This window comes from Variovorax sp. LjRoot175 (genome assembly GCF_964253805.1).
Lineage (GTDB): Bacteria > Pseudomonadota > Gammaproteobacteria > Burkholderiales > Burkholderiaceae_C > Variovorax.
Genome location: NZ_CAXURY020000001.1, coordinates 2184133 through 2199061 on the forward strand (window position 1 = coordinate 2184133; position 14929 = coordinate 2199061).

The 14929-nt window shown below is 67.2% G+C and carries 16 protein-coding genes and 2 riboswitches; all 16 genes read right to left on the reverse strand.

The window, feature by feature from the left end; genetic code table 11:
- Positions 1-7: 7 nt before the first annotated feature.
- The 16 genes from ACSQ89_RS11005 to ACSQ89_RS11080 all read right to left on the reverse strand — a co-directional run bounded on the left by ACSQ89_RS11005 (position 8) and on the right by ACSQ89_RS11080 (position 14914).
- The gene (locus ACSQ89_RS11005; RefSeq protein WP_436295182.1) at positions 8-1291 is read right to left on the reverse strand and encodes an RNA polymerase sigma factor; all 1284 of its coding nucleotides are present in this window, start codon (positions 1289-1291) and stop codon (positions 8-10) included.
- 4 nt (positions 1292-1295) lie between these two features.
- A complete protein-coding gene (locus ACSQ89_RS11010; protein ID WP_093109385.1) occupies positions 1296-1703 on the reverse strand; it encodes a YciI family protein in 408 nt (135 codons plus the stop codon).
- Between the two features lie 90 nt (positions 1704-1793).
- Entirely contained in the window at positions 1794-2237 is a 444-nt protein-coding gene (locus tag ACSQ89_RS11015; protein ID WP_436295181.1) for an SET domain-containing protein-lysine N-methyltransferase, read from the reverse strand.
- Between the two features lie 58 nt (positions 2238-2295).
- The gene (locus tag ACSQ89_RS11020; RefSeq protein ID WP_436295180.1) at positions 2296-2991 is read right to left on the reverse strand and encodes a YciI family protein; all 696 of its coding nucleotides are present in this window, start codon (positions 2989-2991) and stop codon (positions 2296-2298) included.
- 47 nt (positions 2992-3038) lie between these two features.
- On the reverse strand, positions 3039-3479 hold the full coding sequence (locus tag ACSQ89_RS11025; RefSeq protein ID WP_093109382.1) for a YciI family protein: 441 nt from the start codon (positions 3477-3479) through the stop codon (positions 3039-3041).
- Positions 3480-3510: 31 nt separating this feature from the next.
- Positions 3511-3930, reverse strand: coding sequence for a YciI family protein (locus tag ACSQ89_RS11030; RefSeq protein WP_436295179.1), 420 nt, complete (start codon positions 3928-3930; stop codon positions 3511-3513).
- A gap of 151 nt (positions 3931-4081) precedes the next feature.
- Positions 4082-6976 (reverse strand): aminomethyl-transferring glycine dehydrogenase, encoded by a 2895-nt coding sequence (gcvP, locus tag ACSQ89_RS11035; RefSeq protein WP_093109380.1) that lies wholly within the window; start codon positions 6974-6976, stop codon positions 4082-4084.
- Positions 6977-6989: 13 nt separating this feature from the next.
- Positions 6990-7364 carry a glycine cleavage system protein GcvH gene (gene gcvH / locus ACSQ89_RS11040; protein ID WP_093109379.1) on the reverse strand — a complete coding sequence of 125 codons (375 nt, stop codon included), beginning with the start codon at positions 7362-7364 and terminating at the stop codon, positions 6990-6992.
- Positions 7365-7388: 24 nt separating this feature from the next.
- A complete protein-coding gene (gene gcvT, locus ACSQ89_RS11045; RefSeq protein WP_436295213.1) occupies positions 7389-8585 on the reverse strand; it encodes a glycine cleavage system aminomethyltransferase GcvT in 1197 nt (398 codons plus the stop codon).
- A gap of 11 nt (positions 8586-8596) precedes the next feature.
- Positions 8597-8714: riboswitch (glycine riboswitch) on the reverse strand.
- Positions 8715-8726: 12 nt separating this feature from the next.
- Positions 8727-8829, reverse strand: a riboswitch (glycine riboswitch).
- Between the two features lie 29 nt (positions 8830-8858).
- Positions 8859-9767, reverse strand: coding sequence for a hypothetical protein (locus ACSQ89_RS11050; protein WP_436295178.1), 909 nt, complete (start codon positions 9765-9767; stop codon positions 8859-8861).
- Positions 9768-9899: 132 nt separating this feature from the next.
- Entirely contained in the window at positions 9900-10436 is a 537-nt protein-coding gene (locus ACSQ89_RS11055) for a hypothetical protein (RefSeq protein WP_436295177.1), read from the reverse strand.
- 81 nt (positions 10437-10517) lie between these two features.
- Positions 10518-11810, reverse strand: coding sequence for a TRAP transporter large permease (locus ACSQ89_RS11060; RefSeq protein WP_093109375.1), 1293 nt, complete (start codon positions 11808-11810; stop codon positions 10518-10520).
- Entirely contained in the window at positions 11807-12319 is a 513-nt protein-coding gene (locus ACSQ89_RS11065; RefSeq protein ID WP_093109374.1) for a TRAP transporter small permease, read from the reverse strand. Before ACSQ89_RS11065 ends, ACSQ89_RS11060 begins: the two co-directional genes overlap by 4 nt.
- 76 nt (positions 12320-12395) lie before the next feature.
- On the reverse strand, positions 12396-13370 hold the full coding sequence (locus ACSQ89_RS11070; protein ID WP_436295176.1) for a TRAP transporter substrate-binding protein: 975 nt from the start codon (positions 13368-13370) through the stop codon (positions 12396-12398).
- Positions 13371-13583: 213 nt separating this feature from the next.
- Positions 13584-14315, reverse strand: coding sequence for an anti-sigma factor (locus tag ACSQ89_RS11075; RefSeq protein ID WP_436295175.1), 732 nt, complete (start codon positions 14313-14315; stop codon positions 13584-13586).
- Positions 14312-14914, reverse strand: a complete 603-nt coding sequence (locus tag ACSQ89_RS11080) for an RNA polymerase sigma factor (protein WP_436295174.1) — start codon at positions 14912-14914, stop codon at positions 14312-14314. Before ACSQ89_RS11080 ends, ACSQ89_RS11075 begins: the two co-directional genes overlap by 4 nt.
- Positions 14915-14929 lie beyond the last annotated feature (15 nt).

Below are 14929 nucleotides of genomic sequence, written 5' to 3' on the forward strand. Positions count from 1 at the left end.
AACCTAGCTAGGGTGGGCTGCCCGAGCAGACCAGCGCCCGCATCAGGAGCAGCTTGCGCTCGCGCGCGTTGCGCGTGAGCGATGCCGCGTGCTTGAACTCCGCGCAGGCCTCGGCCTTGCGGCCCAGCTTGGCGAGCAGGTCGCCGCGCACGCTCGGCAGCAGGTGGTACCCCTTGAGTTGCGGCTCGGCGCGCAGCGCATCGACCAGCTCCAGGCCCACGGCCGGGCCGAAAGCCATCGAGAGCGCGACCGCGCGATTGAGCTCCACGATGGGCGAGGGCGCGAGCTGCGACAGCGCTTCGTAGAGCGCTGCGATGCGCGTCCAGTCGGTTTCCTGTGCGGTGCGCGCGCGCGCATGGCAGGCGGCGATCGCGGCCTGCAGCGCATAGGGTCCGAGCGCGCCGCCCAGGGCCTCGGCCCGCGCCAGCGCCGCGAAGCCGCGCCGGATCAGCAGCTGGTCCCAGCGCGCGCGGTTCTGGTCGAGCAGCAGCACCGGTTCGCCCTCGGCATCGACGCGCGCGGCCGAGCGCGAGGCCTGGATCTCCATCAGCGCGACCAGGCCGTGCACTTCCGGTTCGTCCGGCACGAGCTCGGCCAGGATGCGGCCCAGGCGCAGCGCTTCCTCGCACAGGGCGGGGCGCATCCAGTCGTCGCCGGCGGTGGCCGAGTAGCCCTCGTTGAACACCAGGTAGACCACCTCCAGCACCGAGGCGAGGCGCGCTGCGAGTTCGTCCGCACGCGGCGCCTCGAAGGGCACGCGCGCGGCGGCCAGCGTGCGCTTGGCGCGCACGATGCGCTGCGCGATGGTGGGTTCGGGCACGAGGAAGGAGCGCGCGATCTCGTCGGTGGTGAGGCCGCCCAGCATGCGCAGGGTCAGCGCCACGCGCGCCTCGGGCGAGAGCACGGGGTGGCAGGCCGTGAACACCAGGCGCAGCAGGTCGTCGCCGACGTCGTCGTCGAGTGCGGCATCGACCGCCTCGGCGAAGTCCGCCGCCGCCATCTCGTGCTGCGCATCGAGCTCGCGGCCGATCTCGCCTTCCTTGCTCGCATGCAGCTTGCGCCGGCGCAGCAGGTCCAGCGCGCGGTGCTTGGAGGCCTGCATGAGCCACGCGGCGGGGTTGTCCGGCACGCCCTCGCGCGGCCATTGCTCGAGCGCGGCCACCAGCGCGTCCTGCGCCAGCTCCTCGGCCACGCCGACATCGCGCACCATGCGCGCGAGCGCACCGATGATCCGGGCGGACTCGATGCGCCAGACGGCGCTGATGGTGCGGTGAATGTCCGGCGTGGTCATCGCTTCAGCGCTTCTGCAACTGGTCGAAGCCCTCGGCCGCCTTCTGCACGTCGGGCGGGAAGTCTTCCATTTCCTGCACCCGGCGGATCTCGATGACCTCGTTCTCCGACGCCGGGCAGCGCGAGGCCCAGGCGATCGCCTCTTCCTGCGACTTCACATCGATCATCCAGTAGCCACCCAGCACTTCCTTGGCCTCGGCGAAGGGGCCGTCGGTCACCTTGGGTTTGCCGCCGGGGAAGCTGACGCGCGCGCCCTCGGAGGGCGGGCGCAGGCCGTCGAGCGTGATCAGCACGCCCGCGTCCTTCAGTGCCTTGTTGTATTTCATCATCGCCTCGACCGCCTTCGCGTCGGGCATGGTGCCGGGGGGCGCGCTCTCGTAGCCCTTGGGGATCATCAGCATCATGAATCGCATGTCAGTCACTCCTTGCGGTTGGGTTGAAGAGCCGGATGGCGTGGCTCTCTCTTGAACGTCGAAGCAGGGACGCCGGAATCGACAAGACCTTCAGGAATTTTTCTTCAGCACGGCCGCTTCGAGGCTTGCGAGGTACACAGGCGGCACGGGCTGCTCGAAATAGTCCATCGTCAGCTCGTCGCCCGGCGCGATCGGCCTGCAGGCGCGCATCGTGCGGCCGTCGGCGTCGATGCGGGTGTTGGGCCGGCCGCTGTGGTTGATGAAGCCGTAGCTGGTGCGCAGCGCGCGCACCAGCAGCCGCTGCGGGCTCAGCGCGTTCCATTCGAGCGCGTCGATCACGGCCGGGTGGCGCGTGACGTCGACCACCTGGCCGTCGAGGACGCAGAGCAGCTCGCCAGTGGCCCAGGCACGCCGGGCGAACATGCCGCGGCCCTGGATGGTGCTCGACGCGAGCTCGGCACCGGCGATGGTTTCGATGAAGGGTGCGCCGCCCAGCATGCGGTCGGCGAAGAGGTCGATGTCGCGAAAGTTCATTGGAGTACCTTCGCGCTTCGCGCTGCGGTGCGAGCGCCTTCGGGCGGCCGGGCGGCGTTCATGGCCATACGACCGGGCGAATCTCGACTTCGGGCCGCTCCTGGGCGTAGGGATAGCGACGGACCCAGGCGATCGCCTCGTCCAGCGAATCGGCCTGGATCAGCCAGTAGCCCGCGACCAGTTCCTTCGCTTCCGCGAAAGGCCCGTCCATCACGCTGGCCCTGCCGCCTGCGAGCTTCACGCGCGTGCTCCTGGCGGTCGATCGGAGTCCGTCGCCCGAGAGCAGCAGGCCGGCCTTCACGCCTTCGTCGTTGCGCCGCGCCATGGCCGCCAGCCGCGCCGGGTCGCTGGGCGCTTCGGCTTCGGTGGCTGCATCGGCCTTCACCAGGATCAGGAAGCGCGGCTTGGTCGCGGCGCCCGACGGGTCGATGCCGGGCAGGCCGCCTGCGCAGCCGGTTTCACGGATCTCGAATTCGGCTTCGGCATCGCCGACCGGCGCGTCTCGCAACCAGTCGATCGCCGTTTGCTGCGAGTCGGCCTCGACGATGCTGAGGCCGGCGACCACTTGCTTCGATTCGGTGAACGGCCCCGGGTTCTGTTGCGGCCCCTTATCCGAGAAGCTGATGCGCACGCCCGCGGCGCTGGGCTGCAGCTCGGCACTTTCATGCAGCACGATGCCGGGCACCGGGGAAAGAGGCGGAAAAAGGCCGGCCTCGCCATGCGGGCCGGCTTTGCGCAGGATCACGTATCTCATCCGAGCAGTCCTTTTCGAGGAGCCGCAAGGATATACGTCGAGGGCCCTCAGTGGCCGGATGAGGCGCGTTTCTCGGCCGCTTCACGCAGCCACTCTTCGTGCTTGCGCATCTCGGGCGTGAACTCGGCGCCGAAGTCCTCGGCCTCGTACACCTGCCGGATCTCGATCTCGACGTTGCCGCCGCCGTCGATCGGCGGCCAGCGCTTGACCCACTCGATCGCTTCTTCGCGCGACTTCACCTGGATCAGGCTGAAGCCGGCGATCAGCTCCTTGGCCTCGGTGAAGGGGCCGTCGATCACCGCCGGCTTGCCGTTGCTGAACTTGACGCGCGCGCCCTTGACGCTGGGCTGCAGCCCCATGCCGTCGAGCATCACGCCGGCCTTGATCATCTCCTCGTTGTACTTGAGCATGTCGGTGACCAGCTGCTCGGTCGGCATCACGCCGGCCTCGGTGTCCGGGTCGGCCTTGCGAATGACCATGAATTTCATCTTGGGATCTCCGTTGACTTGATGGGTGGCTTCACTTCTTTTTCTTGATCTCGTCCATCAAGCGCTTTTCCTGCTCGCGCAGTTCGGGCGTGAACTCGGCACCGAAGTCCTCCATCTCGAAGACCTGGCGCAGTTCGACCTCCTCGTTGTCGGTGAAGGGCGCGCGCTTGAGCCATTCGATCGCTTCGTCCTTCGAGCGCACCTGCCACAGCCAGTAGCCGGCGACCAGCTCCTTGGTTTCGCTGAAGGGCCCGTCGATCACCGTGCGCTGCTTGCCTTCGAACCGCACCCGCGCGCCCTTCGAGCTCGGCTGCAGTCCCTCGCCGGCCAGCATCACGCCGGCCTTCACGAGCTCTTCGTTGTATTTGCCCATCTCGGTGAGCAGCTGCTCGGTGGGCATCACGCCGGCTTCCGAATCCTTGCTCGCTTTCACAATCACCATGAATCGCATGTCGTTTCTCCTGGGGTTGGGAGCCCGCTGGAATCGGGGCTCTACCTGGACGTCGAAGCAGCGACGGCGGGATCGACAGGTGCGACCCTGCCCTTTGTAAAAATTTGTTGCACGGGGCCGGCTTCGACAAGCTCAGCCCGAACGGGTGCAATCAGGCGTATTCGCCTACCGGCACGCAGCTGCAGAACAGGTTGCGGTCGCCGTAGACGTTGTCGATGCGGCCGACCGGCGGCCAGTACTTGGCCCCCTTGAGCGTGGCAAGCGGAAAGGCGCCGAGCTCGCGCGAGTAGGGATGCGTCCATTCGCTCACGAGCAGGCTGGCCGCGGTGTGCGGCGCATGCTTGAGCGGGTTGTCGTCCTTGGGCCAGACGCCTTCCTCGACGCGGCGGATCTCGCCGCGGATCGCGATCATCGCGTCGATGAAGCGGTCGAGCTCGGCCAGCGGTTCGCTCTCGGTCGGCTCCACCATCAGCGTGCCCGGCACCGGGAAGCTCAGCGTCGGTGCGTGGAAGCCGTAGTCGATCAGCCGCTTGGCCACGTCCTCGGCCGTCACGCCGCTCGTGTCCTTGAGCGGTCGCAGGTCGAGAATGCATTCGTGCGCCACGTGGCCGTTGGGGCTCGCATAGAGCGTGGGGTAGTGCTCCTTGAGGCGGGAGCTGATGTAGTTGGCGCTCAGGATCGCGATCTCCGTGGCGGCCTGCAGGCCCACGGCACCCATCATGCGGCAGTACATCCAGCTGATCGGCAGCACCGCGGCATTGCCCAGCGGCGCGGCCGACACGGCGCCGACGCCGTTGGACGCGACGCCTGCCGTCGCATGCCCCGGCAGATAAGGCACGAGATCTTCGACCACGCACACCGGCCCGACGCCCGGGCCACCGCCGCCGTGCGGAATGCAGAAGGTCTTGTGCAGGTTCAGGTGGCTCACGTCGCCGCCGAACTCACCGGGCGCCGCCACGCCGACCAGCGCGTTCATGTTGGCGCCGTCCACGTAGACGCGGCCGCCGTGCGCATGCACGATCTCGCAGAGTTCCTTGACGCGGGTTTCGAACACGCCGTGCGTGCTGGGGTAGGTGATCATCACCGCGGCCAGCTTGTCGCCGTGCTTCTCGCAGGCGCGCTTCAGGTCGTCCATGTCGACGTTGCCTTGCGCGTCGCAGGCCGTCACCACCACCTGCATGCCGACCATCTGCGCGCTCGCCGGGTTGGTGCCGTGCGCGGAGGAGGGGATCAGGCAGATGTTGCGATGCCCTTCGCCCTTGGCTTCATGGAAGGCCTTGATCGCCAGCAGGCCGGCGTACTCGCCCTGCGAGCCGGCATTGGGCTGCAGGCTGATGCCCGCATAGCCGGTGGCCTCGCAGAGCCAGGCGCGCAGCTGGGCGTCGAGCTGCGCATAGCCCTGCAATTGCTCGGCCGGCGCGAAGGGATGGATGTTGGCGAACTCGGGCCAGGTGATCGGGATCATCTCGCTGGTCGCGTTGAGCTTCATGGTGCAGCTGCCGAGCGGGATCATGCTGCGGTCGAGCGCCAGGTCCTTGTCGGAGAGGCTGCGGATGTAGCGCAGCATCGCGGTCTCGCTCTTGTGGGTGTTGAACACCGGGTGCGTGAGGAAGGCGCTGGTGCGGCGCAGGTCCTCGGGGATGCGCGGCGCGATGCTGCCGGCCAGCTCGTCGAAGCGCGGCATCGGCGTGCCGGCAGGCACGAACAGGGCCCACAGCGTCTCGATGTCGGCGCGGGTGGTGGTCTCGTCGAGCGAAATGCCCAGGTGGTTCTGCAGGCGCTGGCGCAGATTGATGCTTGCCGCCTGCGCGCGCTCCTGGATTTTCGGCGTGTCCTCGCCGGTCTTGACGGTGAGCGAGTCGAAGGAGGTCTCATTGGCCAGCTCGCGGCCCATCTGTTCGAGGCCCTGCGCCAGCACTGCGGTGAGCGCAGCCACGCGCTGCGCGATGCGCGTCAGGCCTTCGGGCCCGTGGTAGACCGCGTACATGCTCGCGACCACCGCCGGCAGCACCTGCGCCGTGCAGATGTTGGAAGTGGCCTTCTCGCGCCGGATGTGCTGCTCGCGCGTCTGCAGCGCGAGCCGGTAGGCCGGCTGGCCTTGCGTGTCCACGCTCACGCCCACCAGGCGGCCGGGCAGCGAGCGCTTGAACTCGTCGCGGCAGGCCAGATAGGCCGCGTGCGGGCCGCCGTTGCACATCGGCATGCCGAAGCGCTGCGTGGTGCCGCAGACGATGTCGGCATCCCATTCGCCGGGCGGCGCCAGCAGCGTGAGCGCCAGCAGGTCGGCCGCCACGCAGAAGGCGGCGTCGCACGCATGGGCGTGGCCGGCGAGCGGGCGCAGGTCGTGCACGTGGCCGGTGGTCGAGGGGTACTGCGCGAGTGCGCCGAAGAAATCGCCGCTGGCCATCAGGTGCGGCAGGGTCTCCGACACGGTGCTGACCTTGACCTCGATGCCGAGCGGCGCCGCGCGCGTTCTGATGACCTCGATGGTCTGCGGATGGCAGTCGCCCGAGACCAGGAACACGTTGCTCTTGCTCTTGACGCTGCGCTTGGCGAGCGTCATCGCCTCGGCCGCCGCCGTGGCCTCGTCGAGCATCGAGGCATTGGCGATGGCCATGCCGGTGAGGTCGCACACCATGGTCTGGAAGTTGACCAGTGCCTCCATGCGGCCCTGCGAAATCTCGGCCTGGTAGGGCGTGTAGGCGGTGTACCAGGCCGGGTTCTCGAGCACGTTGCGCAGGATCACGCCGGGCGTGTGGGTGCCGTAGTAGCCCTGGCCGATGAAGTTCTTCGCCACCTTGTTCTTCGCCGCAATGGCCTTCAGCTCGGCCAGCGCGTCGGCCTCCGTCACCGAGGCGGGCAGGCGCATCGGCTTCGTGCGGCGGATGGCCGGCGGCACGATGCCGTCGATCAGCTCGGCGCGGGTGGTCGAGCCGACGGCGGCGAGCATGCGCGCTTCGTCATCGGCCTCGATGCCGATATGGCGGGCGATGAATTCCTCGGCGTTCTCGAGTTCGCTGAGGGAGGGCAGGGAAGACTTCGGCATTGGCGTGTTCGGTTCAGTTTTCGTCGGCGAACTTTTGATAGGTGGTGGCGTCGAGCAGTGCATCGAGCTGCGAGGCGTCGCTGATCTTCATCTTGAAGAACCAGCCCTCGGTTTCGGGCGCGCTGTTGGCCAGCGAAGGGTCGGCGCGCAGCGCCTCGTTGACTTCGGTGATCTCGCCCGTGATGGGCATGAACACGTCGGCCGCCGCCTTGACCGACTCGACCACGCCGGCGACATCGCCCTGGCTGTAGCTCTTGCCGACTTCCGGCAGGTCGACGAAGACCACGTCGCCCAGCGCATCCTGCGCATGAACGGTGATGCCGACGGTGGCGACGCCGTCGCCGACCGCCTGGACCCACTCGTGGTCCCTGGTGTACTTGATGCTCATGAAAGGCTCCTTGAAGAAAAGAATTCAACCGCGGTAGTAGTGCTGCGGCACGAAAGGCATGGTGCTCACTTCCATCGGCACCGGCTTGCCGCGCACGATGGCCTGGATGCGGGTGCCGGGCTCGGCATAGGCAAGCGCGATATAGGCCATCGCGACCGGCCGGTCGACCGTGGGGCCGAGCAGGCCGCTGGTCACCTGGCCGATGGGCGCGCCCTCGAAGGATTCGAGCAAGGTGCCATCGCGCACCGGCACGCGCTCCAGCGCCACCAGGCCGACGCGCTTGCGCTTGAGCGTGTGGTGGTCCAGGTGGCCTGCGACGCCATTGGCCGCCGTGAGTTGCGCCAGCACCTTGGCCGCGCCCGGAAAGCCGCCTTCGCGCGCACCGCCGGTGCGCCGCACCTTCTGGATCGCCCAATTGAGCGAGGCTTCGACCGGCGTGGTGGTCTCGTCGATGTCGTTGCCGTAGAGGCACAGGCCCGCTTCGAGCCGCAGCGAATTGCGCGCACCCAGGCCGACGGGCTTGACCTCGGGCTGGGCGAGCAGCAGCCGCGCGAGCGCTTCGGCATCCTTGGCGGCCACCGAGATCTCGAAACCGTCCTCGCCCGTGTAGCCGCTGCGCGTGGCAAAGGCCGCGATGCCGCCGATCTGCACCGCGCCGCCGGTCATGAAGACGAAGCGCTCGATGCCGGGCGCGAGCCGGGCCAGCGCGGTCACGGCCTGCGGGCCCTGCAGCGCCAGCAGGGCGTGGTCGGGCATCGGCAGCACCTGGCAGCGCGCGCCGATCCTGGCCTGGATGTGCGCGATGTCGGCCACCTTGCAGGCGCCATTGACGATCACGAACAGCGAGTCGTGGCCTTCGTTGAAGAACATCAGGTCGTCGAGGATGCCGCCTTCGTCGTTCAAGAGCAGGCCGTAGCGCTGCTTGCCCGGCGCCAGGCCGATCACGTCGACCGGCATCAGGCTCTCGAACGCGGCGGCGGCATCGGGGCCAGCCAGGCGCAGCTGGCCCATGTGGGAGATGTCGAACAGGCCGGCGGCCTCGCGCGTGTGCTTGTGCTCGGCCATCAGGCCGGCGGGGTACTGCACCGGCATCACATAGCCCGCGAAGGGCACCATGCGGGCGCCGAGCTCCAGGTGCAGGTCGTAGAGCGGGGTCTTTTGCAGATCGTCGGATGCGGAGGCCAAGGCACTCTCCAAAGGGGCAGTCCAGATCCATGACATTCTTGCCATGGGCCACCCCTGCTGTCCGCTTTACCTGAGAGATTCGCCCCACGATCGGGGTTTGCTCCTTCGGTGGACGGCACTGCGAACAAAGAACGCGATGCGCCGCCTCTCTCCAGCAAGGAAACGCCCGGAAAATGGGGCGCTTCGTCAGTCCTTTTGCCTGAGCGTTCGGGCCCGTTTTTCGAGGGGACCTGCGCCTTCGGCGGCCCCGCGCTGCGAGGCTCTCTCCTGACCCGTCCGAGTGTAAGGGATGAGCCCGGTCCTGGCCGCTCAGGAGCGCTCCAGGCGCAGCCGCCTGAGCAGAAACTTCTCCCACAGCTTGTCGGCGACGAGCTGCAGGGAGCTGCGAATGTGCGCTCTGGCATTGCGCGCGTCGTAGGGCGAGCGGATGTCGGCGCCCAGCTGCCGGGCGCGCACGCTGAGCATGCTCTCCGAGAGAACGCAGCGCGCCTTCATGCGCAGGTCGCCGAAGTTCTCCGGCGAGAGCGCACTGGCCTTGTGCCATTCGTGGGACCACTTGAATCTGCGCTGCCTGGACGGATCGCTCTCGTCCTTGATCAGCCAGGCTGACACGAAATCGACATAGGCCTCGTCGACGCTGTCGCGAAACAGACGGTGCTCGGGTTCGAAGCGGTCGTAGACCAGCGAATCCAGGAATTCGTTGCCCGGCGAAAGCGCACCGAGCTGGCTGCGCAGGTTGCCGTTCATCGCGAAGCAGTAGGTCGAAACCCATTCGAGCAGGGGACCGAGCGGCGTCATCGTCGAGCGCGGAAAATCGTTGATCTCGCCGAAGAGCCACGGGCCCGGGTGCAGCCCCAGCCTCTTGATTTCACCGCCGAAGCCGGCCACCCTGCGTTCGCTCCATCCGTGGTTTCGCGCGACGGTGTCGTTCGAAAAGATCCACACGTCGGGCTCGCCGCTGCGGGCAAGAATGGCTGCGACTCCTTGGTCCCACCCAGTGAATTCGCGGTTGGAGTTGTCGCCTGCGATGACGAAGCCGTCCTCGAATTCCGCATTGCGCAATGCTTCGCCTCCGGTGGACCTGGCGTTGTCGACGATCGCGAGAACGACACGATCGCTCTCGCCGGCCAACTGCCTTCGCAGCTTGGTCAGCACCTGGACCGAATGATCACGATGCCGACTCCCGTACTCCAGATGAACAAAACCGTAGTTCGTCATGCCTGTTGACAGAAAAAAGAAGGGAGGGTCGGGGCGCCGGATGGGCGCGACGCGACGAGTATCCCTCCTCGTCTTGTCAGCGGAGACGCCGAGTTTGCCCGGATGCGGCCATGGCGGCCGTCGGGGCCGATTTCAATGCACGAGCTGGGGCGGCAGCAGCTTGTCGATGCGTTCGCGGATCGACGTGGCGCGCTCGGCACCCGCGAGCTTCTCGATCTCGCCGAGCATGGCGGATGCGGCGGCCAGCATCGACTCCCGGTCGCGCGCTTCGCGCAGCAGCTCGCGGAACTGCCCGGCCAGGATCGGATCGCGCCTGACGAACATGCGCTCGCACAGGTCGAACAGGAACATCCGCGTGGTGGCGAGCGAACGCTTGCCGTCGAAGACATCCGCCGCGACCGGCGGCTCGGGGCTCGCGTCGGGCGCCGGAGCTGCCTGCACCGGCGGCGCCACGGCGGGCGTAGCGGGTTGCGAACGATGCAGATAGCCCTCCTGCACCAGGTGCAGCGCCACGCGGCCGGCCTCGTCGCGGCTGCCGAAGAGCTGGCCGAAGTCGGTGACCGAGCGCTGGCCGTCGGCCATCAGCAGCAGGGCGCGCTCGCGCTGGCCCAGCGTGCGGCGGCCCGGCTGGAGTTCTTGGCGCGCTTTCTCGGTCTTGATGAGGAACATGGGATGCTCGGGCGTTCGGGGTCGAGCGCCGCAGCATCGGGGATCCGCATGACATCCTCGTGAATGACCGGGCCGCTGCCGCTATTTGAAGCCCCACAAACGCGGCAGCCAGGTGCTGAGCGCCGGAACGAAGGTCAGCACCAGCAGCACGGCCGCGTGCGCCCACAGGAAGGGCACGAGCTCGCGCACCAGCTGCGACATCGGCACCTTCGAGACGTTGCAGGTCACGAACAGCAGGCCGCCTACCGGCGGCGTGATCATGCCGAGCGTGAGGTTGTAGATCACGATCATCGCGAAGTGGACCGGGTCGATGCCGAGCTTGATGGCCACCGGCGCGAGGATGGGTGCCAGCACCATCACGCCGGGCAAGGGCTCGATGAAGATGCCGAAGAGCAGCAGGAAGACGTTCACGATGATCAGGAACATCCACGGCGAGAGCTGCATGCTGACGAGCCATTCGGCCAGGGACTGGGGAACGCCTTCGATGGTCAGGATCCAGGCGAAGGAGGCCGACAGTCCGATGATGATCAGCACCGAGGCCGACAGCAGCGCCGAGCGCGCGAGGATGTCCGGCAGCGCCTTCCATTCGAGCGTGCGGTAGACGAACTTGCCGCACACCAGCGCATAGAACACCGCCACCACCGAGGCCTCGGTGGGCGTGAACCAGCCGGCGCGCATGCCGCCGAGGATCACCACCGGCAGCAGGATGGCGGGGATGGCTTTCCAGGTGGTCAGCAGCACTTCGCGCCAGGGCGGCATGCCGCCGTCGCCGCGGTAGTTGCGCTGCTTGGAAACGTGGAAGTTCACCACGCACATCGCGACCGCGATCAGCAGGCCGGGAACGAGGCCGGCCACGAACAGGCTGCCGACCGACACGCTGTCGTCCTGCAGCGCGTAGATGATCATGATGATCGAGGGCGGAATGATCGGGCCGACGATCGCGGTCGAGGCCGTCAGCGCCGCCGCGTAGGAGCGGTGGTAGCCGGCCTTCTCCATCATCCTGATGAGCATCGAGCCCGGCCCCGCGGCATCGGCCAGCGCCGAGCCCGAGATGCCCGAGAAGAAGGTGAGCGAGACCACGTTGGTGTAGCCGAGCCCGCCGCGCCGGTGGCCGACGAACTGGCCCGCGAAGCGCAGCAGCACCTCGGTCAGCGAGCCGCCGCTCATGAGTTCGGCCGCCAGGATGAAGAAGGGCACCGCCATCAGCGGGAAGCTGTCGATGCCGGTGAAGGTTTCCTTCAGCAGCACCATCAGCGGATAGGACTCGGCGAGGATCAGCGTCGCGGCCGTGGCCAGGCCCAGCGCGAAGGCCACGGGCACGCCGATCGCGAGGAACAGGCAGGCCGACAGGATCAGGATGATGCTGGCGTTCATAGCGAGGCGCTCGCATTCGCATCGAAGTGCGCGTCGGACGCGAACTCGCGCTTTTGCACGTAGCCGCGCACGATCAAAAGCCAGTGGACGATGAGCAGCACGCCGCCGATCGGCATCGCGCTGTAGATGTAGGCAAAGGGAATCTGCGTGACGGCAGTCAGCTGGAACATGGTGCGCTCCATGTAGAGCCAGCCGTACCAGACCATGAAACCGAAGAAGGCGAAGAGCAGCGCCGCGACCACGGCGCGGACCGCGACCGCGCCCCTGGGCGGCAGCGCGTCCTGCAGGTTCTCGACCGCGATGTGGCCGCCGTAGCGCAGCACCGGGCCGGCGCCGAGGAAGGTGAGCCAGATCATCATGTGGCGCGAAACCTCTTCGGCCCATTCGAGCGAATTGCTCGTGAGGTAACGCATCCCCACGTTGATGAAGATGATGACCGACATCGATGCGAGCAGCAGAATCAGCGCCCAGCGGTTCGCGGCCAGAAAGTAGTGTTCGAAGGTTTTCATATCAAAACAAAACCGCCCGGTGCCACTGCGGGTTCACCGGGCGGGAGTGCCGCAACGCGGCACGCGCGTTGCCGCGCTACTTGACGTCGCTGATCTTCTTGATGTTGTCGGCGCCGAATTCCTTGGCATAGCCGGTGTAGGCCGGCTTCAGCGCTTCGCGGAAGGCGGCACCGTCGACGGTGCGCACGACCTTCATGCCGTCCTTCTCGAGCTGGGCGATGCCGCTGTTCTCGTCGTCGTTGACCTTCTTGCGCTGCGCCGCGCCGGCCTTCCTGGCGGCTTCGACGAAGACCTTCTTGTCGGCATCCGACAGCTTGTTCCAGACCTTGGGCGACAGCAGCAGCAGTGCCGGCGAGTAGACATGGCCGGTCAGCGAGAGATGCTTCTGCACCTGCGCGAACTTGGAGGACAGGATCACGGGAATCGGGTTCTCCTGGCCGTCGACCGTGCCCTGCTGCAGCGCGCCGAACAGTTCGGGGAAGGCCATCGGCGTCGGCAGGATGCCGAAGGTGCGGTAGCCGTCCATGTGCACCTTGTTCTCCATCGTGCGCATCTTGAGGCCCGCGGTGTCCTGCGGCTTCACGATGTCGCGCTTGCTGTTGGTCATGTGGCGGAAGCCGTTCTCGGTCCAGGCCAGCGCGATGATGCCCTTGCTCGGGAACTTGGCCAGGATGTCCTGGCCGATCGGGCCGTCCATCACCTTGCGCGCGTGCTCGTAGTCGCGGAACAGGAAGGGGATGTCGACGATCTTGACCTCGGGCACGAAGTTGCCGACCGGGCCGGTGGAAGTGTTGACCAGGTCCTGCGTGCCCAGCTGCACGGCCTCGATCTGCTCGCGTTCGCCGCCGAGTGCCGAGTTGGGGAACTGCTGGCACTTGTAGCGGCCTTGCGTGCCTTTCTCGACCTCGTCGCAGAAAGTGGTGGAGCCGACGCCGTAGTGCGATTCCTTGGTGGTCGCGAAGCCGATCTTGAGCGTGGTGGTCTGCGCAAATGCGGCGCAAGCCATACCGAGGCCGACGACGAGGCCGGCGGCCAGTCGGTTCAACTTCATGGGGGGAGTCTCCTGTGAGCGTGGACGTGTTGCAAACGTATGACTATGCATCAATGGGAGGCTTCATCACGTCGGGAGTTTCACGGACGCAGTTGCGTGCCGGCGATGACTGTTGCACCCTCTCCCTCCGGGAGAGGGTGGGGGTAAGGGCACTGGGCCTTTGAAGGTCCGGCTCCGGCCTTAGATCAAGCGCAACGCACAAATCAAAGAACCTCACCACAGCTTGGCGCAGTTCCCACTCAAAACAACCGCAGCGCTGGGCATCGCAGGCGCCGAAGCGGTCTCCCGCGTCACGATCAAGCGCGACACCTTGGAAAGAAGCTTCTCCGAGGTATCGGGCAGCAGGGACACCGCCGTCCCGCTCGCCGGCACCACCCCCATTGCAAACGCGGGCCCTTCCGCCGGCACAGCCCACAGCACCAGGCGCTCTCCCTCGGCCAGGGAAGCGATCGGCCCCAGCACCTTGAGGGTCAGCGTCCTGCCATGGCGCAGCGAGCTCACCAGCAGCCTGCTGTTGCCTGCCACATCGGTGAGCACGCCCACATAGCTTTGCGGCAGCCTCTCGCCCGAGCGCATGGCCAGCTGGTCGCTCGTCACGAAAAGCCCCGGCGCTGCGAAGAACAGGGTGCTCGCAGCGATGACGCCCGCAACGACGCCGCCCAGTCCGAAGCCGGCCGGCCTGAGCCAGGACGAAACCGAGCCCGAGCGCGCCGGTGCAGGCTGCGTGCGCGCCGCGATCGCGCGCCAGAGTCCGGCCGACGGCTGTTGCGGCGGCACTGACTGGGCCAGCCGCCCCAGCCGCTCTTCCCATTGCGCCACCAGGCCGCGCACGTCGCTGCGGTCGCGCTGCAGGCGTTCGAAGCGCCGCCGCGCACCGCCCGCCAGGGTGCCCAGCACATAGGCGGCCGCGAGCTCGTCGAGCAATCGGGTGTCGGTGTATCTCACGGCGCCACCCCCTGTGTCGCGAGGCAGGCGCGCAGCTTGTCCAGGCCGCGCCGTATCCAGGCCTTCACCGTGCCCAGCGGCGCGTTCATCTGCGCGGCCACCTCGCTGTGCGACAGGCCCTGGTAGTAGGCGAGTGCGAGGCTCTGGCGGAAGCTGCCGTCCAGCGCGGACATGCAGCCTTCGATGTGCAGGGCCTGCAGCGCCTGTTCGAGCAGCTGCATGGCGCTCGGCGCCGGGTCGGGCGCGTGTGCGTTCTCCTGCTGCTGCTCGTGTTCGTCCTGTTCCGTCCATGCATGTTCGTTGCGCCGCGTGCGCACGCGCAGCGCGTCCAGCGCCTTGTTGCGGACGATCGCGATCAGCCAGGTGATCGGCTGGATCTCCTGCCCGTCGATGTTGGAGCGGTAGCTGGCGGCGTTCTTCCAGATGCTCACATAAGCCTCCTGCAGCACGTCCTCGGCCACCTGCCGTTGACCCAGCATGCGAAGCGCGATGCCGAACAGATGCACGTGCGTGCGTTCGTACATCTCGGCGAAGGCGGCGTGGTCGCCGCGCGCCGCCTGGGCGATCAGCTGCTGAAGGTTCAGAATATTTCTATTCATGCGGCCGAGTATTCC